The sequence below is a fragment of the Marinobacter sp. NFXS9 genome (genome assembly GCF_040148665.1).
In the GTDB taxonomy this organism is placed as follows: Bacteria; Pseudomonadota; Gammaproteobacteria; order Pseudomonadales; family Oleiphilaceae; genus Marinobacter_A; species Marinobacter_A mangrovi.
The window spans coordinates 132,385-152,321 of the sequence record NZ_JAGDDW010000005.1 but is presented as its reverse complement, the minus strand read 5'-3'; the positions used below and the strand labels follow the sequence as shown (position 1 = coordinate 152,321).

The window sequence follows — 19,937 nt, the reverse complement described above, 5'->3', positions numbered from 1 at the left end:
GCACACGATGACCCAGCGACAGCGACGCAAACCCGGAGAAACCCGGGACAAACTGATGGAGGCGGCCCTTACCCTGGTGGGCAAGGGGCGGCACTTCGCCAGTCTCGGTATCCGCGAAGTGACCCGCCAGGCCGGCGTGGTGCCCACATCGTTCTATCGCCACTTCCGCAATATGGACGATCTGGGTTTGCAGCTGGTGGACCAGTTGGGTTTGGTGCTGCGCCGCATGATGCGCGAGGCGCGGGGCAATGTGCTGCAGGCGGACAAGCTGATTGAGGAGTCGGTGACGATCTTCATCAGCCATGTGGAAGCCAACCGCAGCTTCTTCTTTTTCATGGCCCAGGGGCTGGCGGGAGAGAGCCGCGCGGTGCAGGATGCCATCCGCAGCGAGATGCGCTTCTTCGCCAGCGAACTGGCCAACGACCTGCGCCGCATGCGCCTGGTGGAGCATTTGAGTGACGGCGATCTGGAGCTCACCTGCGACCTGGTGGTGCGCACGGTCGCCTTCACCCTGACCGACCTGCTCAACGTAGCGCCGGACGACGACTACCAGATCGACCAGATCCGCCAGCGCACCGCCCGCTTCCTGCAACTGATCTTCGTTGGCGCGGCGCATTGGAACAGTCGTACACAGGTAGGCAACCCATGACCGGTCACTGGAAGCGTTTTCTCGGCACCCTCGTGGCCCTGGCCACCGCGGCCTTGTGGCTGACGTTCTATCAACCGGACCCGGAATACGGTCAGAAGCAGCGGCTGGCGGATTTCTCGTCGTTGCTCACCACGCTGTCCCGCACCTGGGACCGATCCGCCGTCGAGCCCATTCTGGCACCTACGCTGAAACACGCCGGCCCTTCCGGGGCCACCCTGACGACCGCGCAGCCCCTGGGCCGCTTTGTGGGTTGTGAACGTCTGGCGCTGGGGGATTTCGGTGACGATGCCCTGAGCCAGTCACCGCTCAACCGGTTGAAGACAGGTACGGTGTACCAGGGCAACGGGCGCTGCGCCTTCGAACATGGCCGGGCGGATGTCCTGGTGGGCTACGTGAAAGGACAGGACCAGCCGCAACTGGTCCTGTTGGAAGTGGATAACGTGCGGTTATTTGACCGTCTTTGACGTGCGCTTGCGGCGGGGACTGGCCGTCTTGCGCTTCGGCCGGGTCTTCGGCTCGGCCTTGGCCAGCAGGATCAGTTCCAGCTCCTCCAGCGCTTCCCCGGTATAGACCGCCAGACGCTGCATACTCGGCAGCGTATCCCGACACCCCGTATACCCGAAGTTCAGCGACCCCGCATAACTCAGGCAGGTAATGTTGAGCGCCCCGCCGTGAGCGATCAGCGAAACCGGGTACATGGCCTCCAGCTTGGCGCCCTCGTAATAGAGCGGCTTCTCCGGCCCCGGCACATTGGAAATGGTCACGTTGAACGCCGGCCGCATCCGCCCGCCCAGCCCCGTCATCAACTGCAGGATATAGGGCGACATCAGCAGCATGGTGTACTGGTTCAGCGCGCTGCGCGGCAGGCTTTGCAGGTGGGCCTTGGCGCTGGCGGTGGACGCCTGGATGGCAGCCAGCCGGTCTTTCGGGTCCGCCTCGTTGGTGGCCAGGCTGGCGATCATGAAGCTGATGGCGGTGCCGGTGCCCTCGTCGTCCGCGGGGCGGATGTTGACCGGAATCCCGGCGGTCAGCGGTGTATCCGGCAGTTCATCCTGTTCCAGCAGGAACCGGCGCATGGCCGTGCCGCACAGGTAGAGCACGATGTCGTTGAGCGACGCGTCCGCCTTTTTGGCCAAGGCCTTGAGGCGATCCAGTTCGTAATGCTGGGTGGCGAACCGGCGCTGACCGGTGACCCGGCGATTGAGGATCGAGCTGGGGCCCACGAACGGCGGGGTCAACTTGTCCTCGGGATGCCGGGCGGAATGGACCAGACGGGAGAGGGCGCTGACCAGCTTGGGCGCGCTGTCCACCTGGATCTTCAGGGCTTCCAGCGCTTCGTTGAAGGCCCAGTTCAGGGTGGCGGCCTTGTCACCGGTCTGCTTGCGCCCGCGCTGCGGCTTGACCGACCAGGGCGCCAGCATGTTGGTCTCGTTGGGATCGGTGGACAGAATGCGCTGCATCAGTCGCACCCCACTGATACCGTCGATCATCGAGTGGTGCATCTTGGTGTAGAGTCCGAAGCGGTTGTTCTCCAGGCCCTCGATGATGTGGCACTCCCACAGCGGCCGGGAGAAATCCAGCGGGTGGGAATGCAGGCGCGAAACCAGCACCCCCAGTTCCCGTTCACTGCCGGGCTTGGGCAGGGCGGAGTGGCGCACGTGATAATCCAGGTCGATCCCCTTGTCGACCTTCCAGGCGGGCGCGACCAATCGCCCCAGTTTGCCCGGGTAGGCCAGTTTGTAGTTCCACGGGGGCGCGACTTCGCAATCGGTTTTCATGCGCGTAACCATGTCCCGCAGGAAGGTCTCCGGCGCGCCTTCCGGCAGCGAAAAAATCTGTAAAGTGCCCACATGCATGGGCGTGTCCTCAGACTCAACGGCGAGCCATGAGGCGTCCAGTGTGCTCAGGCGTTTCATAGTGTCCGTTCTTTCCTTGTCCGTGCGTGTTTTGGGTTGTGCAGATCTGTCGAAACTGCATCTTTTTATAGGGTTTGCGCGAGTATATACGAGGTGGAAATCGAACACAGTCGCCGCAGTGACGGAGGCCGCAGTCGATCACAGATTGATGGGGCAAAAAAAGGCCCGGTGAATCGTGTGATCCAGCTTATAGGGTGGGAAGCAGGATCGACTCACCGGGCACCAGGTTGGAGACGCAACTCAAAACACTTCAGAAAAGCCTGAGAGAGGCGGGACTCTGATTCCGGCCTCTTCATTAGCTTCCACACTAACGCAGGATTTTCCGTTCATCACGTTAAAATCCGGTAAATGGACAACCTGTAAGGTGTTGAAAAGGCCGCGTTAATTCGGGTAAGGGGAAACCGAAATAAAAAGGCGCCAAAGTGGCGCCCTCTGAGACTTACTCAGCCATCGCCTTCTTGTAAAGCGATTTGCGGGGCCTGGCCATCACCCGGCGCAGCATCGGTTCGAAGTAGGACAGGGGCAGGGTCTCCGCCTCCGGATCGAACGCCGGCGAGTCGTACTTGCTGACGAACTCGAGCGTGTGCTGGTAATACGGGTGATCCTTGAAATTCTCCCGCAGGTTGGGATCGAGCCCCAGGTATTCGAAGAAATAGTAGCCCTGGAAGATCGCGTGGTGCTTGACCATCCAGTGATTCTCCTCGCTCACGAACGGCTCCAGCAGCACCGCCGCCACATCCGCGTGGTTGTAGGTGCCCAGTGTGTCGCCGATGTCGTGCAACAGGGCGCACACCACGTATTCCTCGTCCTTGCCGTCCCGGTGGGCCCGGGTGGCGGTTTGCAGGCAGTGGGTCATCCGGTCCACCTTGAAGCCGCCGAAGTCACCCTCCAGCAGCTTCAGGTGATCCATGATCCGGTCCGGCAGGGACTTGGCGAAATCCCCGAATGAGGCGGCGATGGTCTGCCAGTCCTCGGCGGTACCGTCCTTCATGTGGGTGAACCGGGCGCGGTTGTCGGTTGCTGTGCTCATAGAAACCTCCGGGCTCAGTCGCGGTAGCTGGGATCGAGACGATCAAGCTTGCGCAGCAGGCCGGGCCAGGCCAGCTGACCGCCCATGCCTTTGGTCACCTGCGCCGCCTGCTGCTTGATGGTGTCGACGATGCCCGCGGGGATCGGTGTCAATTCGCGGTTGCCCGCCAGTGCATTGATCTGCACCTCGCAGGCCCGCTGCAGGATGAACATGCCCAGGAACGCATCGGCAATGGAGCTGCCCACCGTGAGCAGGCCGTGGTTACGCAGGATCATGAAGTTGGACTCGCCCAGGTCCGCCTGCAGCCGGGCTTTTTCATCCTCGCGCAGGGCCACGCCCTCGTAGTCGTGGTAGGCCAGGCTGGCCAGCGGGAACAAACTCTGCTGCGACAGCGGCAGCAGGCCGTCCTTCTGGGCGGACACCGCGACACCCGCTGTGGTGTGGGTATGCATCACGCAGGCCGCATCCTCGCGCACTGCATGGATGGCGCTGTGGATGGTGAAGCCGGCGGGGTTGATGTCGAAATCGTCGGGATCCAGCTTGTTGGCGTCCTGATCGACACGTACCAGGCTGGAGGCGGTGATCTCCTCGAACATCATGCCGTAGGGGTTGATCAGGAAGTGATGCTCATCGCCGGGAATGCGGGCGGAGATGTGGGTAAAGATCAGGTCATCCCAGCCGTGCAGGGCAATCAGCCGGTAGGCGGCCGCCAGGTCGACGCGCAGCTGCCATTCCTCGGCGCTGACGTTGTCCTTCTTGGATTTGAATGCCAGGGGTGCGGACATCGTGGGCCTCTCTCGTTGTTGGACTTGTTGTGGATCCGTCCTGAGAGTGTAGGCCGGCGCGGGCGGGCAAGACTGTCAATGGATTTACATTGTCCGGTGCGGCGTCCGGATTGTCCGCGATATTGGGGGTTTGGTTTACACTGTGCCGATGACCGACCTCTTCCACGTTATCCGCCATTGCCCGATCTTCTCCGGTTTTCCGGACGAGGCGATTGCCGAGGCCGCCCGGCACGCCCACGTTCGCCGTTTCGAGGTGGACGAGTTGATTTACGAGAAAGGCTCGCTGCAGTCCGGCATCTGTGTGATCGCCGAAGGCGGGGTGCGGATCTGCTCGGTCAACGCCGAAGGCCGTGAGGCGGTGCTGATGATTTTCGACCATGGCACCTGGTTTGGCGACACCGTGTTCTCCCCGGACACGCCCCGCGTCTATGGCGCTCGCGCCCATGAACGCGCGGTGATTGTCGATCTGCCCGGGGAGGTGTTCCGTGACTTGATGCGCCGTTATCCACAGAGCTACCCGGTGGTGCTGGACCTGCTCAGCCAGCGTCTGTGGGCCACCATGTCGCTGATCGAAGACGACGCCCTGCGCGGCATCCCGGCCCGGGTGGGTCGCCGCCTGCTGTTCCTGGCCCAGATGCACAACGGCGGTCGCATCGCCGGCGATCCGGTCAGCTTTCGTCTGACCCGCGAGCACCTCGCCAGCATGATGGGGATGACCCGCCAGGGCGTGCATAAAGTTCTCAAGACCTTCGAGGCGGAAGGCCTGATTGCCTTCAGCTATGGCCGGGTGACCGTCAACGATCCGCTGGCCCTGGAGCGGCACGTGGCCACCTGCGATTGAGCCACCTCAATTCCTGTAACCAAGCGAAACAGGCTGGCCCTTCCAATCCCCGGCGAAAACCGCAATGATCTGCTACTGACAAAAACGACCAGTCGGGTTGGCCAAAACGATCAGGCGGGTCGGTAAGTCGAGCCGGATTGGCGGTGCCACAGGGCCGCGATCCCAACAAATCGATCCTTTGCTCAAGAGGACACTGCCATGGCGATTCCCACCGGCTTCGGTCGTGCCGGATCCGCAGCACGCAAGATCCGCCTCGGTCTGGCGCTGCTGATGTTCTGCCTGTCTGCCGCGCCCACCGTGCGGGCTGACGACACGCGCTTCCATATCTTCACCGAGAATTACCCGCCCTATAACGTCTCCAAAACCGGCAAGAACTTCGCCCACAAGCGGGAAGACATTGGCGGCATCTGTCCGGAAATGGTGGAAGCCCTGATGGCCAATACCCCCTACAAATACGAAATGAAAATGCGGGACTGGAGCTTCGCCTACCGCTGGGTCAAGGAGCACAAGAACCACGCCCTGTTCTGCACTGCCCGCACCGATGAGCGGGAGGACCAGTTCCAGTGGGTTGGACCGCTGGCGTCGATTCGCTGGACCCTGTTTGCTGCCCCTGATTCCGATATCCAGCTGAATTCCCTGGAGGACGCCAAGGGCCTGAAGATCGCCGGCTACAAGGGCGATGTGATGACCGATTACCTGCTCAGCAAGGGCTATGATGTCACCACGACGGTCACCGACGAGCAGAACCCCAGGCGCCTGGTGCTGGGGCAGGTGGATCTCTGGGTGACCGACGGGTTGGTTGGCCCCATGGTGGCCAAGGAGAATGGCGATATCACCGGACTGCGACCGGTCCTGGTCTTCCGTGAGACACCGATGTACCTGGCGGTGAGCAACAAGACCGACCCCGCTGTGGTGGCGAAGCTACAGGCCGGCCTCGACAAGGCCCGCAAGGACGGCACCATCGACGCGATCAAGAAACACTACGGTATCGGTAACTGATCGCCGGACTTACTTGAGATAGTACTCCAGGGTGGAGACAACCCGGACCGTCTTCACCGGTTGCTGCTCTTCGGTTATGCCCGGCGCCGGGTCACGGGGCAAGATCTGGAACACGCCCTGGTTGGCCCGGCGCATCCCGCCCACATCCGCACCCGCATCCTTGGCGAACTGCTGGGCCGCCTCCCGCGCCGAGGCGGTGGCTTCGGCAATCATCGCCGGCTTGATGTCGTTGAGCCCGTTAAACAGGTACGTGGGGCCGCCGGCACCATAGTCACTGGACAGCACCACGCCGGAATCCACCAGATCGCTGACCGCCTGCGCGGCCTGCTGCACCTTGTCGATGTCCTGAGAGCGCACCATCAGCGTCTGGTTGATGATAAAGCGCTTGCCGGTGTTGTTGTTCTGGTAGGGGTTGGCCTGGGTGTCGGTCACATCGAGGCGCTGCAATTCCATGGCGCCGGCATCGATGGCCTGCAGCTTGAGGAAGGCCTGGATGCTTTCCCGGCTCTTGCGGGCCTGCTCCTGGGCTTCCTCCAGCGTGTCCCCGGTGGCTACGAAGCGCAGTGGCCAGAGCGCCACGTCGGCCTGGACCTGACGTTCCGCCACGCCCTTGACGGTCACGAAGCGATCCCCGGTACGCAGGTCCCTGAGTCCGTTGGCGCCGATCCAGGCGGCGACGATCAATCCGATGGCGATGATGATGCTGGTAAGAACTCTCACGTGGGGCTCCTCCTTGAGTGGGCTGTTCCCATAGTAGCCAGGCGGATCCTGGGTTGGATAGGGTCCGGGCTTACACGTTGTCATGATGCCACGCCTTTGAAGAGTGTGGTTAGTCCCGGCTCGAAGCTCGTCGTCTTCAGCGACAGCGTCTATGATAAAGGCAAGATCCATTTTCAGGACTCACCCCGGGGCGTCTGTCACAGGACGGACACAGCCCTCTGGCCATCAATTGGCTCTTCTGTAGAGCGACCGCGTAGTAACAGGGAAGACGAAACAGGAGCTCAAGGATGCTGAGTAGTCTGCTGAAAGGCGATGAGGACATTGCTTCGCCCGCCAGGCGTTGGCTGGCCGGGGCTATTCTGGCGGCCATCTACGTGTTGGTCGCCTATTTCAGCCTGAAGCTGGCGTTTGCCGCCACCAACGTCTCTCCCATCTGGCCGCCGACCGGCATTGCGGTCTCTGCACTGTTGCTGGGCGGTCTGCGGCTGTGGCCGGCGATTACGGTCGGCGCCTTTATCGTGAACCTGGTCAGCTTTCCCTCGGGCATGGACGACCTGGCCGTCACCCTGCCGGCTTCGCTGGCCATTGCGGTTGGCAACACCCTGGAAGCACTGACGGCGGCCTATATCATTCGTCGGCTGGCTGGCGGCCGCCGATCGTTCGACCGGGTCTTGCACGTCTTCCGTTTCGTCGGCATTGCGGTCCTCGCCTGTGTCATCAGCGCCGGGGTGGGTGTCACCACCCTGGTGCTCAGCGGCTACGTACTGCCCGAGGCATTTGCCACAACATTGGGCATCTGGTGGTTGGGCGATACCGTCGGCCTGCTGGTGATCGTGCCGCTGGTGATTTCGCTGTTGAGGATACATGGCGAGCCTGCCGGGGAAGGGGCTTGGGGAGTCGGTGTCGGGCTGGTGCTGGCTTACAGCGTCATCAGCCTTCTGGTGTTCTGGCCGGATGTGGACATGGCGAACATCCAGCAGCTGCTGGTCTTTCTCTACATCCCGTGCCTGGGTCTGTCGGCCTACTATTTCGGCCTGCGGGGCGTGGCCACCCTGAGCGCGGCAATTGCCGCCATTGCCGTGCCGGCCACCCTGTCCGGCATGGGGCCTTTCAATTTCCAGACAGTTCACGCCTCGCTGGTCGCGTTGGACTGCTTTCTGCTGCTGTGGGTCATTACCGGGCTGATCCTGTCCGCGGACCTGACCGAGCGGGGCCACGGTCAAAGCCGCTTCCTGAGGGATTTCATTCCTCCCTGGCTGGCGTTGATGGCGGCATTGGCACTGACGGTGCTGGCCTGGCGGGTGACCACCCTCAATGTTGAGCAGGAGGCGAGCCAACGGTTTGAGAACCTTTCCAGTGAAATCAGCATGCGTCTCAAGGATCGCGTGCGGGATTATCAGCAAGTCCTGCGAGGTGCGGCCGGTCTCTTCTATGGCTCGGAGTTCGTGAGCGCAGAGGACTGGCGGCGTTACGTGCGGGAGCTGAAGATTAACGACGATTATCCGGGTATCCAGGGCGTAGGTTACGCCACCTACCTCACGGGCGATCAGGAAAAGAGGGCTTTCGAGTCGCAGGTCCGCCGTCAGGGGTATGACAACTTTGTCGTCAAGCCGGAAGGCATTCGGACGATCTATGTCCCGGTGACCTACCTGGAGCCCTATGACTGGCGCAACCAGCGGGCCCATGGCTACGACATGTTCTCCGAAGGCAACCGCCGCTGGGCCATGATTCGTGCCCGCGACCGGGGGGATGTCGCCCTGAGCCACCGCATTACGCTAGTGCAGGAAACCAGCGTCGGCGTCCAGGCCGGGTTCCTGATGTATGTCCCGGTCTATGATACCGACGAAACGCCGCCAACGATTGAGGCAAGGCGCACCCACATCCAGGGTTACACCTACAGTCCCTTCCGCATGAACGACCTTATCGGGGGGATTCTGGGGAGTGGCTTTTCCGCCGTGGCACTGGAAATTTTCGACGGTGAACACACCGACCCCAATACCCTGATGTACCGGGATGCGCAGCTCGATAAACTGGCCAGACCGGAAGTCGCGCGGACCCGGGTTTCCCGACTGGCGGTTGCCGATCTGGACTGGACATTGCGGGTTACCGCCCTGCCGGCGTTTGCCCGCGCCATCGATTTCCAGAAGGCCCACATCGTGCTGGTGGGTGGGATCCTGATCAGTCTTTTACTGTTTTCCTTCATTCGGGCGTTGGCCCTGACCCGGACCAAGGCGATTCGGTTGGCCCGGGAAATGACGGAGGCTTTGCGAGAGTCTGAAGGCCGCTTCACGACCCTGGCAGAAAGCGCCAACGAAGCCATTTTCATGGTGGATGAGCAGGGCTGCGTGCAGTCCTGGAACCGCGCTGCGACGGTGATCTTCGGCTACACCCCGAAAGAGGTGGTGGGACGGCGTTGGCTGATGTTATTGCCGCCCGAAGAGCGCCAGAACCGGGTGGCTGAAATCGGTGATATAGCCGCCTATTCCAATGCCCGTCTGGCGGAGCATGACATCCGGTTACAGTGCCGTCGCCGGGACGGGGAAGTCTTCCCGGTTGAGTTGTCCCTCTCGAAGTGGGAGACCGGTGGCGCAACGTTCTACGGCATTATCCTGCGCGACGTGACCGAGCAGCGGCTGGCGGAGCAGCGCCTGAACGAGGCCCGGCAAGTGGCGGAAGCGGCCAGTCGCGCCAAGACCGAATTCGTTGCCAACATGAGTCACGAGATTCGCACCCCCATGAACGCCATGCTGGGCATGACGCAGATCCTGTCCCGCACGCCGCTGAACGCGGACCAGCGGCGATACGTGGACATGGTACAGGCGGCCGGACGATCCCTGCTGGCGATACTCAATGACATCCTCGACTTCTCCAAGATCGAGGCGGGCAAGATGGAGCTCACCCGAGACGCCCTGAACCTGGATGACCTGACCAGCAGCCTCGCGTCGATCATGTCGCTGGACGCCTCCGGCAAGCATCTTGAGCTGGCGATCGGCATCGAGCCGGACGTTCCACGGGAGCTGATCGGCGACGAATTGCGCATTCGCCAGGTGCTGATCAACCTGCTGAGCAACGCCATCAAGTTCACCGAGGCCGGGGAAGTTTCCCTGCTGGTGCGCCTGGTCGATCGCGAGGACCAGACCGGGATGTTCGAGTTTGTGGTGCGGGACACCGGCATTGGCATCTCTCCGTCACAGTTGCAGAAGCTGTTCCGCGCCTTCACCCAGGCGGATTCTTCGACCACGCGCCGGTTTGGCGGTACCGGCCTGGGGCTGACCATATCCAACAAGCTGGTTTACCTGATGGGCGGCGAGATTCGGGTCAACAGCGAGTTGGGAAAGGGGAGTGAATTCATTGTGTCACTGCCGCTGTCTATTTCCGGATTTGGCATTGACCAGGAGGGCATACGGCGACTGGGGCGTATGCGGGTGATGCTGATCGACGACAACGAAACCTCCCGGGATTACCTGCACAAGACGTTGCAGGGCTGGAAATGGAACGTGGAGAGCCTGGCTCGCCCGCGCATGCTGGAGCAGCGGCTGGACCAGGCCGTGTCCTACGACCTGTTCCTGATCGACTATGACATGCCCGAGTTGAACGGAATGGAACTGGCGCGCGCCATCCGCCGACTGAAGCGTTACGACAGCGCGACCGTGATCCTGCTGGCGGGTGCGTTCGAGCAGGAAACCGTCATGTCCTCGCCGGATATCGAGTTGGTGGATGCGGTCCTGCTCAAACCGGTTACCAGCTCCCAGCTGTACGATCGACTCAACGAGTTGATGGCCGCCAAGAACGGTGGAATGTCGCCGTCGCTGCCGGAAAACAGTAAGTTGGCGGGGCGCCTGGCGGGGACCCATATCCTTCTGGTGGAAGACAACCCGCTGAACCAGACAGTGGCCGCCGGGTTCCTTGAGTTTGCCGGTGCCAAGGTGTCGATAGCCCCCAACGGTCAGGCTGCCGTGGACGCCATCGCAGAACCGAACCACCCGTACGACCTGGTGCTGATGGACGTGCAGATGCCGATTATGGACGGCATTGCCGCCACGCGGTTGATACGCAGCGACTTGAAGGCAAAACTGCCGGTGCTGGCCATGTCGGCGGGCGTTCTGGACAGTGAGCGGGCAGACTGCATCCAGGCCGGTATGAATGGTTTTATCGGTAAGCCGGTGGACGAAGTCGAACTGATTTCCACGATTGCGGAGCATCTGGGCCTCGGCAGCGAGCGTCCGATTCGGCTGACTCCGGACGGTGAGCCGATCCAGCCGGAGCCCCCCTGGGTAGACTTCAGCAGCCTGGACGCCCTGGTGCAGGCCCATCCGGAAGCGGGCCGATCGCTGATGGGGGTGGTGGCCGGCATTGTCGAGCGGGGTATGGCGCCGATGGACGAAGCCCATGACTTGTGGGCTGCCGGCGATGGCACCGAAGCGGCGCGGCGCCTGCACACACTGCGTGGTTCACTGGGCACCATCGGCGCCCGGGCGTTCGCCGACGACGCACATGAGCTGGAACAGGCGTTGCGGTCGATGCCGGACGCCGATTTTCTTGGCGATCAGTGGGCATCACTGGCGGCGGGTTATCAGCGGGTGCTCGATGCTGTGCAGGACTGGCTGGAAGCGCATGACGGCGACAGCGCCCCCGACGACAAACCCGAGTTGGATGACGCCGCGCTGGCGGAATTGCGTGAGCTGTTGGCACAGAATAACCTGAGGGCGCAGGCGTTGTTCCTGCAGTATCGCGATGCCCTGGCAGAGTTGCTGTCGCCGTCCAGTATGGCTGAGGCGGAACAGGCGATGCGGCAGCTGGACTTCGAATGGGTGAAATCCGTCCTGGATGATCTGTAAACGTGTTGGCGCGGAGGTGACATGAAAACCATAGGGTTATTGGGCGGCATGAGCTGGGAGTCCACCGTCAGCTATTACCGGGCGCTCAATGAAGGGGTAAAGGCCCGCCTGGGCGGCCTGCATTCCGCGAAGATCTGCCTCCACAGTGTCGATTTTGCCGAGATCGAGACCCTGCAGCGTAGCGGCAACTGGGACGAAACCGGGCGCATGCTGTCCGCGGCGGCCCGTTCGGTCGAAGCCGCCGGCGCCGACTTCCTGCTGATCGGCACCAACACCATGCACAAGGTGGCGCCGCAGATCGAGGCGGCCATTGCCATTCCACTGTTGCACATCGCCGATGCCACCGCCGAGCGCTTGCGAGCGGACGGCATCACCCGGGTGGGCCTGATCGGCACCCGCTACACCATGGAGCAGGATTTCTACAAAGGCCGCATGGCCGAGCGTTTTGACCTCGACGTGCGGGTGCCGAACGAAGACGAGCAGGCCGCCATTCACGAGGTGATCTTCGAGGAATTGTGCCAGGGCATCATCCGGGACGACTCCCGGGATGCCTTCCTGGCCATCATCCAGAAACTCTACGAGGCCGGCGCCGAGGCCGTGATCCTCGGTTGTACCGAAATCGCGCTGCTGGTGGGGCCGGAGGACACCGGCGTGCCGCTTTACGACACCACCCGCATTCATGCCGAACAGGCGGTGGAACGCGCCCTGGCGGATTGATCAGCCCGCCAGGCGTTCAGCGATCTGCCGTTCCAGTTCGTCCTGATCCGACGCAAAGCGCCGGATACCTTCGGCCAGCTTGTCCGTCGCCATGGGGTCTTCGTTGTGGCCCCAGCGGAAGTCGGACTCGGTCATCGGGGCCGGGCGCTGAGGGCTGCCGTTGCCGTCGTGAATCTGCTGGGACACCTCGCCGTCGCCGGCGGACAGCTCTTCCAGCAGCGCCGGGGAGATGGTCAGTCGGTTACAGCCGGCCAGCGCCAGCACCTGCCCGGTATTGCGGAAGCTGGCGCCCATCACCACGGTTTCGAAGCCGCCTTTTTCCACCCGCTCGCACACGCCACGCACGAAGCACACACCGGGATCGGTGTCCGGCGTGTAGTCCTGGCCGGTCTGCTGCTTGTACCAGTCGGTGACGCGGCCCACGAATGGCGACACCAGGAAGACGCCGGCGTCGAAGCAGGCCTGGGCCTGGGCGTCGGAAAACAGTAGCGTGAGGTTGCACTGGATGCCGTCCCGCTCCAGACGCTCGGCAGCGCGAATGCCTTCCCAGGTGGACGCCAGCTTGATCAACACCCGCTCCGGGCCGATCCCGTGCCGGTCGTAGTCGGCCATCAGGTCGTGGGCCTTGCGGATGCTGGCCTCGGTATCGAACGACAGTCGCGCTGGCACTTCGGTGGAGACCCGTCCCGGAATCATGCCGGCGATCTCCGTGCCGATGGTGACCGACAGTCGATCCACGGCTTTTTCGATCCGTGCTTGCGGGTCGCTGATCTCGGCCTTCAGCTTCGCCAGCGTGGCGTCTATCAGATGTTGTTGGCTCTCCAGTCCGAAGGCCTTGAGGATCAGCGACGGATTGGTGGTGGCGTCGTGGGGCTGGTAGCGGCGGATCGCTTCCAGGTCGCCGGTATCGGCCACGATCAGGGAATGGCGCTTCAGGGCGTCGAGTTGAGTCATGGTCCTCCTCCTGTGAATGATGAGTGAGGCGCGCGACCCTTGGCCGGAAGCCTCAGGCCGTCACGCCGTAGCGTTCCTCCAGGGCGGTACGGTAGCGGCGGTAGACCGTCTCGTAGGCGGTCCGGCTCTGTGTTTCGGGCCGGGTCAGCGTGCTGTCGTCCAGGCTGACCAGTTGGTCGCACAGTTGTGCCAGGGTGGGACCGTTGCCTTTAGCCTGGCCATGGCACCAGGCTGCCTGGATGGCTGCGCCCAGTGCCGCTGCCTCGTTGATGCGTGGGCAGATGACCTCGGCGCCCAACACATCGGCGACGATCTGGCGCCACACCGGTGAACGGGCGCCGCCGCCGATCAACCGGATCTGGCTGGCGCCCTGGGCCAGGTCGCCCAGATGCTCCAGGCCGTAGCGCAGGCCGAAGGTGGCGCCTTCCACCACCGCCCGGCACAGGTTGGCCTGGGTGGTGTTCAGGTTGTCCAGGCCGATAAGGCTGGCGGTGGCGTGAGGCAGCATGGGGACGCGTTCGCCGTTGAAGAAAGGCAGTACCGTCACACCCTCGGCGCCGATAGGCGCCTGTGCCATGCGATCGCCGAACTCGGCGAGGTCGAGCCCGAACAGTTGGCGGACCAGGGTGGTGGCGGAGGTGACGTTCATGGTGCAGGCCAGCGGCAGCCAGCCGTCACTGCTGGCACAGAAGTTGGCCACCATGGCGCTGTCACTGACCACCGGATCCGACGAGTAGGCATAGACGGTCCCGGACGTGCCCAGGCTGACCGTCACCAGGCCGGGCTGGATATTGCCGGTGCCGATGGCGCCCATCATGTTGTCACCGCCACCGCTGGCCACGATCACATCGCTCGCCAGTCCCAGCCGGGCGGCGACCTCCGGGGTGACCGTGCCGGCAGGCGCTTTCGAGTCGATTAGCCGCGGCAGCACGCGACCCGGGTCCAGTTCCGGTGCGATCAGGTTGAACACGTCCTCGCGCCACTGTCGGGTTCGGGTATCGAAGTAGCCGGTGCCGGAGGCGTCGCCGGCTTCCGCTACTTTCTCGCCGGTCAGACGGAAATTCAGGTAGTCGTGGGGCAGCAGAATGCTGTCGATGCGCCGGTAGGCGTCCGGGTGGATTTCCCTCAGCCAGGCCAGTTTGGAGGCGGTGTAGCCGGTCTGCAGCACCAGTCCCAATTTGTCGATACAGCCTTCCTCGCCGCCCAGTTGTTCCACCAGCTGGCTGTTGTGACGGGCTGTTTCGGTATCGCACCAGAGCTTGGCCGGATGCACCGGCTGGCCGTCCCGATCCAGGGCCACCAGCCCGTGCTGCTGGCCGGAAATGCCAATGGCGCGGATCGCCTTGGGGTCGATGCCGGCCTGCGCGATCGCGTCACCCAGGGCCTCGACAAAGGCGGTCATCCAGGCCTCCGGGTCCTGCTCGCGACGGCCGTTGGCGCCTTCGATCAGCTCATGCGGGCGGCTGCCTTCGCCGAGGATGCGGCCGTATTCCGGGTCGACCACCACCACTTTGGTGCTCTGGGTGCCACAGTCTGCGCCTACGTACATGAGACTCTCCTTGTGTCGATACGGTGTGAGACCCTCAAGCTTAGACGGTGTTTCACAAAACCCCCTTCACCAGCGCGTCCACTGTGGCCCGTGCCCCGGAGGATCGCAGGCTGTAGAGTGCCGCCAGGAAGGCGTCCCGGAAGCGGGGCTGGTCGCTCAGGTCGCCGAACAGTTCCCGGTTCTCGATGAACGCCGTCGGGTGGGTGCGGCTTTCGGCGGCGATGGCCATCAGTTGGTCCCTGAGCGGATCGACCACGTCGATGGGCTGGCCGTCCTCGTCGGTGCCTTCGGCATAGCGTGCCCAGCTGGCCACCACGGCGGCGGCCCGATGGATCTCGCCACCTTGCTCCAACTGCTCGCGGACGACGGGCAGCAGCCACTTGGGAATCCGGTCCGAGCTCTCGGCACACAGCCGCGCCAGGGTGTCCTTGATTTCCGGGTTGGCGAAGCGCTCGATCAGCGTATGCCGGTATTCGGCCAGATCGACACCGGGAACCGGCGCCAGGGTGGGGGTGCCTTCGTTTTCCATATAGGCGAGCAGGAATTCAACAAACAGCGGATCCTGGCAGACTTCGTGGGCGTAGCGATAGCCACTCAGGTAACCGAAATAACACAGCGCCTGGTGACTGGCATTGAGCAGGCGCAATTTCATCAGTTCATAGGGCTCCACATCCTCGACCACCTGCACGCCGGCGTCTTCCACCGGCGGGCGCCCGTCGACAAAACGGTCCTCCAGCACCCATTGGGTGAACGGCTCGCAGACCACCGGCCAGCGGTCCTCGACGTCAAAGCGGGACTGCAACTCGGCGATGTCCGCGTCCGTCGTGACGGGCGTGATCCGGTCCACCATGGAGTTGGGGAAGGTCACGTTGGCCTCGATCCACTCAGCCAGTTCTGCATCCCGGCGTCGGGCATAGGCGGTAAACATGCGGTGGGCCACGTCGCCATTGCCCTGGATGTTGTCGCAGGACATGACCGTGAAGGGCGAGATGCCCCGCTCGCGGCGCCGGCGCAGGGCTTCGGTGACCAGGCCGAAGGTGGTGCGCGGCTGCTCGGGGTTGCTCAGGTCCTGTTGCACGTCCAGGTTGGAGAAGTTGAACTCACCGGTCACCGGATGGAAGTTGTAGCCGCCTTCGGTCACCGTCAGCGACACGATGCGGATGGCGGGATCGGCCATGCGCTCGACCACCGCATCCGGGTCGTCCGGGGCGAACAGGTAATCCACCATGCTGCCGATCACTCGCGCGTCGTAGTGGCCGTCCGCATGCTTGACCACCAGGGTGTACAGATAGTCCTGGCTGGCAAGGGCCTCCTGCATGCGCCGGTCGCCGGGCATCACGCCGACACCGACGATGCCCCAGTCCAGTGCCTTGCCGTCGTTCATGAGCTGGTCCAGGTACATGGCCTGGTGGGCGCGGTGAAAGCCGCCCACGCCAAAGTGCACGATGCCCGCCGTGACGGATTGTCGGTCATACCCGGGGACGGCGACCTGGGTATCGAGACGGTTGAGCTGTTTGCGGGAGAGACGGGTCATCGTTACCTCCTGTCGGAGCAAGGGTTGTTTTCCGTTACGTGGGTATTCGCTCGTGATCGGCGGCCCAGCGGATATCGGGTTCAATGGACGCCTGTTTCACCAGGCGACTGTTCAGCATGTCTTTGTCGTAGGTCTTGGCCCGGGCGCCGACTTCGTCCTGGCCCATGTCCTGCCAGCGCCGGAGCAGGCGTGCGGCCAGTAAGTCATCCGGCACGTCCAGGAACAGCGTGAGGTCGAACAGACCGTGCAGCCCCCGCCAGGGATCCCGGTCGAGCAGCAGGTAGTTGCCCTCGACGATGACGATGCGGTGCGCCGGCGTAACGATCCGCCCTCCGGCCCGGGCCAGGTCGAGCGGTCGGTCAAACACCGGCACCGCGACGTTGCCCGAGTTGTTGCGAATCCGCTGCAGATCCCACAGCAGGCCCTCGGGATTGAACGTCTCCGGCGCGCCCTTGATCGGTACCTGGCCGCGCGGTTCCAGCACGGCGTTGTCGTAGTGGTAACCGTCCATCGGGACCACCACGGTGCTGCCGGGCACCTTGCGGTTCAGCAACTCGGCCAGGCGTTCCGACAGGGTCGACTTGCCGGCGGCCGGCGGTCCGGCCAAGGCAACGATCAGCCGCTGGCGCTGCCCGGCCGCGGCCAGGATGTGATCGGTGACGTCTTGAATACTGGGTGTCATGGTTCCTTCTCCGACAGCTTGATGGCGGCAGCCACTCGATGGCCGACCGCCCGCCGCCGTCAGCTCATCCAGTTGCCACCATCCACATTCAATGTTTGTGCAACCACATAGTCGGCATCCTCGCTGGCCAGGAACACCGCCGCCCCGGCATGATCCTCGGGGCGGCCCATCCGGCCATAGGGCACCGCTTCGCCCACCAGGCGTTTTTTCTCGCCGAGCGGACGGTTCTCGTATCGCGCGAACAGGGCGTCGACCTCCTCCCACATGGGGGTGTCGACCACACCGGGCGCGATACCATTCACGTTAATACCGTATTTGATCAGGTCCAGGCCACAGGATTGTGTGAGGCTGATAACGGCGGCCTTGGACGCGCAGTAGATGCTGACCAGCGCTTCACCGCGCCGGCCGGCCTGACTCGACATGTTGATGATCTTGCCACCGCGCCCTCGATCCACCATCGATTGGGCCACCGCCTGCAGGGTGAAGAACATCCCCTTCACGTTGACGTTGAACTGGCGGTCGTAGCTCTCTTCGGTGACGTCCAGGACCGGTGCCATATCAAAGACCGCGGCGTTGTTGACCAGGATGTCGATGCCGCCCCAGCGGTCGGTGACCGTTCGGATCAGGGCGTCGATGGAGGCTCGGTCGCACACGTTCAACGAGTCACCGATGAGCCGGTCCGGGTCGGTCAGCGTGCTGCGGATCTCATCCACCGCGGTATGAATGGCGGCCCGGTCGATGTCGGCCACGACCACCCGGGCGCCTTCGGCCAGGTAGCGTTCGGCAATGGCCCGGCCAATGCCGCGGGCGCCACCGGTGATCACGGCTACTTTATCCTGTAATTTCACAGTGGATCTCCTTTGCGTCAGCCTGCGCTGCGGTGTTGGCGCCATTCATCGATCAGGGTCTCCAGTCCGGTCATGTGGCGCAGGATGCGCCAGGCGCCGGCGTCTTTCAGGTGTTCGGCGTGGTCCGGCGGGATGTGACTGGCGCCGGTAAAGCCGATGACGGTCATGCCCGCGGCTTTGGCCGCAGTCACGCCTGAGACGCTGTCTTCCACCACCAGGCACTCCTGCGGGGAGCAGGCCAGCTCGCGGGTGGCCAGCAGGTAAACGCCGGGATCCGGTTTCGGCAGCGCGACCTGCTCGGCAGTGAACAACGGAACCGTGCCCAGCCAGGCATCGAGGCCGGTGGTGGCCAGGGAGTTGCACACCCGGAAACGGCTGGAGTTGGAGACGATCGCCAGGGGTATCGCGAGCTTGTCCAGCGTGTCGGCGACGCCGTCTATCGGTTGCAGCTCTTGCGCCAGCCGGGCTTCAATGGCCTGATCGATGCGCGGCAGAGCGTCTGCCGGCAACGTATGGCTGCTGAGGGCTTCCAGGTGCAGCAGGATGTTTTCGGTAGTCATGCCGAGGGCATGGTGCAGCACCGTGTCCGTCTGCAGATCCGGCAGCCAGTCGCGCAGCTGTTCCACCAGCGTGGCTTCGGCGATGACCTCGCTGTCCACCAGAACGCCGTCGCAATCGAAAATCAGCGTCTCCATGGGCGCCCTCACTGGTCGTCGCCGGAATTTGTCGAGGCCCGGTTGGCCTGACGGTTGATGGCGGTGAGCGGATGACGTTGCAAGCTCTCCAGGGCCAGGCCGTCTTCGCGGAACAGTTGGCCGCGGAAGGACTCGAAGCCGAAGCGGATGGTGTCGCCCACCTTGTGCTCGATATCACCATCGGCCACCACCGTGATCATGCCGTGATCCATCTGGACGTAGAGAGAGGTGGCGCCGCCGAGGCGTTCGATGACCTGGATTTTGCCGCTCATCGGGCCGTTGTCGTCCAGGTTCAGGTGCTCGGGGCGGATGCCCAGTTCCAGCGTGGCGCCGGCCACCAGGGCTTCCCCGTTGACCGGAATCCGGCAGTTCTGGCCGCCAGGCAGGGTGACCTGCACGCCCTCGGCATTGGCATCCTGAAAGTCCACCGGCATGAAGTTCATGGTCGGTGAGCCGATAAACCCGGCCACGAACCGGTTGCGGGGATGGTGGTACAGCTCCATCGGTGACCCCACCTGTTCCACCTCGCCGCCCTGAAGGACGACGATCTTGTCGGCCATGGTCATGGCTTCGATCTGGTCGTGGGTCACGTAGATCATGGTGGCATCCAGCTCTTCATGAAGCCGGGCCAGCTCGACGCGCATCTGCACGCGCAGGGCGGCATCCAGATTGGACAGCGGTTCGTCGAACAGGAAAATGCTGGGGTTGCGCACGATGGCGCGGCCGATGGCCACCCGCTGGCGCTGCCCGCCGGACAGGGCCTTGGGCTTGCGGTCCAGCAGGTTTTCCAACTGCAGGATGCGGGCTGCATCGAGCACCTTGTCCTTGCGCTCGGACTTGGACACACCCGCTAGGCGCAGGCTGAAGCCCATGTTGTCCTCGACCGTCATGTGGGGGTAGAGCGCGTAGCTCTGGAACACCATCGCCAGTCCCCGTTCGGCCGGGCCGATGTCGTTCATGCGTTTGCCATCAATGACGATATCGCCGTCGGTCGCGCTTTCCAGGCCGGCGATCATGCGCAGGAGCGTGGATTTACCGCAGCCCGATGGGCCAACGAAGACGACGAACTCCCGGTCCTTCACTTCCAGGTCCACGCCCTTGATCACGTGGGTGTCGCCGAATTCCTTGATGACGTTTTTCAGTTGAAGCGTTGCCATGTTGAAACCTTTCTATGTGAAGA

The 19,937-nt window shown here is 63.2% G+C and carries 17 protein-coding genes; 6 read left to right on the top strand and 11 right to left on the bottom strand.

Going from position 1 to position 19,937, the window contains the following annotated elements; genetic code table 11:
* The first annotated feature begins 7 nt into the window (after positions 1-7).
* The gene (locus J3364_RS09980; protein ID WP_349558218.1) at positions 8-649 is read left to right on the top strand and encodes a TetR family transcriptional regulator; all 642 of its coding nucleotides are present in this window, start codon (positions 8-10) and stop codon (positions 647-649) included.
* Positions 646-1,113, top strand: coding sequence for a hypothetical protein (locus tag J3364_RS09975; protein WP_349558217.1), 468 nt, complete (start codon positions 646-648; stop codon positions 1,111-1,113). The genes J3364_RS09980 and J3364_RS09975 overlap by 4 nt, the downstream gene beginning before the upstream one ends.
* Here the strand turns inward: J3364_RS09975 and J3364_RS09970 are convergent.
* From J3364_RS09970 to J3364_RS09960, 3 genes are all read right to left on the bottom strand, one after another.
* A complete protein-coding gene (locus tag J3364_RS09970) occupies positions 1,096-2,565 on the bottom strand; it encodes a WS/DGAT/MGAT family O-acyltransferase (protein ID WP_349558216.1) in 1,470 nt (489 codons plus the stop codon). The two genes, J3364_RS09975 and J3364_RS09970, sit on opposite strands and share 18 nt — an antisense overlap.
* Positions 2,566-3,004: 439 nt before the next feature.
* On the bottom strand, positions 3,005-3,595 hold the full coding sequence (locus J3364_RS09965; protein ID WP_349558215.1) for an HD domain-containing protein: 591 nt from the start codon (positions 3,593-3,595) through the stop codon (positions 3,005-3,007).
* 14 nt (positions 3,596-3,609) lie between these two features.
* Positions 3,610-4,380 (bottom strand): class II aldolase/adducin family protein, encoded by a 771-nt coding sequence (locus J3364_RS09960; protein ID WP_349558214.1) that lies wholly within the window; start codon positions 4,378-4,380, stop codon positions 3,610-3,612.
* 148 nt (positions 4,381-4,528) lie between these two features.
* Here J3364_RS09960 and J3364_RS09955 point away from each other — a divergent pair, with 148 nt between their 5' ends.
* Positions 4,529-5,221, top strand: coding sequence for a Crp/Fnr family transcriptional regulator (locus J3364_RS09955; RefSeq protein WP_349558213.1), 693 nt, complete (start codon positions 4,529-4,531; stop codon positions 5,219-5,221).
* Between the two features lie 198 nt (positions 5,222-5,419).
* Complete coding sequence (locus J3364_RS09950; protein ID WP_349558212.1) at positions 5,420-6,220, top strand: substrate-binding periplasmic protein; 801 nt, start codon at positions 5,420-5,422, stop codon at positions 6,218-6,220.
* Between the two features lie 9 nt (positions 6,221-6,229).
* Here J3364_RS09950 and J3364_RS09945 read toward each other — a convergent pair whose 3' ends face one another.
* Positions 6,230-6,940 (bottom strand): SIMPL domain-containing protein, encoded by a 711-nt coding sequence (locus tag J3364_RS09945; RefSeq protein WP_349558211.1) that lies wholly within the window; start codon positions 6,938-6,940, stop codon positions 6,230-6,232.
* Between the two features lie 287 nt (positions 6,941-7,227).
* Here J3364_RS09945 and J3364_RS09940 point away from each other — a divergent pair, with 287 nt between their 5' ends.
* Positions 7,228-11,778 carry a CHASE domain-containing protein gene (locus J3364_RS09940; RefSeq protein ID WP_349558210.1) on the top strand — a complete coding sequence of 1,517 codons (4,551 nt, stop codon included), beginning with the start codon at positions 7,228-7,230 and terminating at the stop codon, positions 11,776-11,778.
* Between the two features lie 21 nt (positions 11,779-11,799).
* Positions 11,800-12,495 (top strand): aspartate/glutamate racemase family protein, encoded by a 696-nt coding sequence (locus tag J3364_RS09935; protein ID WP_349558209.1) that lies wholly within the window; start codon positions 11,800-11,802, stop codon positions 12,493-12,495.
* Here the strand turns inward: J3364_RS09935 and tal are convergent, their stop codons facing one another.
* From tal to J3364_RS09900, 7 genes are read right to left on the bottom strand one after another with little or no spacing between them, the layout of a single operon-like run.
* Positions 12,496-13,449 carry a transaldolase gene (tal, locus tag J3364_RS09930; RefSeq protein ID WP_349558208.1) on the bottom strand — a complete coding sequence of 318 codons (954 nt, stop codon included), beginning with the start codon at positions 13,447-13,449 and terminating at the stop codon, positions 12,496-12,498.
* Positions 13,450-13,501: 52 nt separating this feature from the next.
* The gene (xylB, locus tag J3364_RS09925; RefSeq protein WP_349558207.1) at positions 13,502-14,998 is read right to left on the bottom strand and encodes a xylulokinase; all 1,497 of its coding nucleotides are present in this window, start codon (positions 14,996-14,998) and stop codon (positions 13,502-13,504) included.
* Positions 14,999-15,050: 52 nt separating this feature from the next.
* A complete protein-coding gene (locus J3364_RS09920) occupies positions 15,051-16,532 on the bottom strand; it encodes a mannitol dehydrogenase family protein (RefSeq protein ID WP_349558206.1) in 1,482 nt (493 codons plus the stop codon).
* A 34-nt stretch (positions 16,533-16,566) separates the two neighbouring features.
* Complete coding sequence (locus J3364_RS09915; RefSeq protein ID WP_349558205.1) at positions 16,567-17,214, bottom strand: nucleoside triphosphate hydrolase; 648 nt, start codon at positions 17,212-17,214, stop codon at positions 16,567-16,569.
* Positions 17,215-17,273: 59 nt separating this feature from the next.
* Entirely contained in the window at positions 17,274-18,107 is an 834-nt protein-coding gene (locus J3364_RS09910; protein ID WP_349558204.1) for an L-iditol 2-dehydrogenase, read from the bottom strand.
* Positions 18,080-18,757 (bottom strand): HAD family hydrolase, encoded by a 678-nt coding sequence (locus J3364_RS09905; RefSeq protein WP_349558203.1) that lies wholly within the window; start codon positions 18,755-18,757, stop codon positions 18,080-18,082. The genes J3364_RS09910 and J3364_RS09905 overlap by 28 nt, the downstream gene beginning before the upstream one ends.
* 8 nt (positions 18,758-18,765) lie before the next feature.
* Complete coding sequence (locus J3364_RS09900) at positions 18,766-19,914, bottom strand: ABC transporter ATP-binding protein (protein ID WP_349558202.1); 1,149 nt, start codon at positions 19,912-19,914, stop codon at positions 18,766-18,768.
* Positions 19,915-19,937 lie beyond the last annotated feature (23 nt).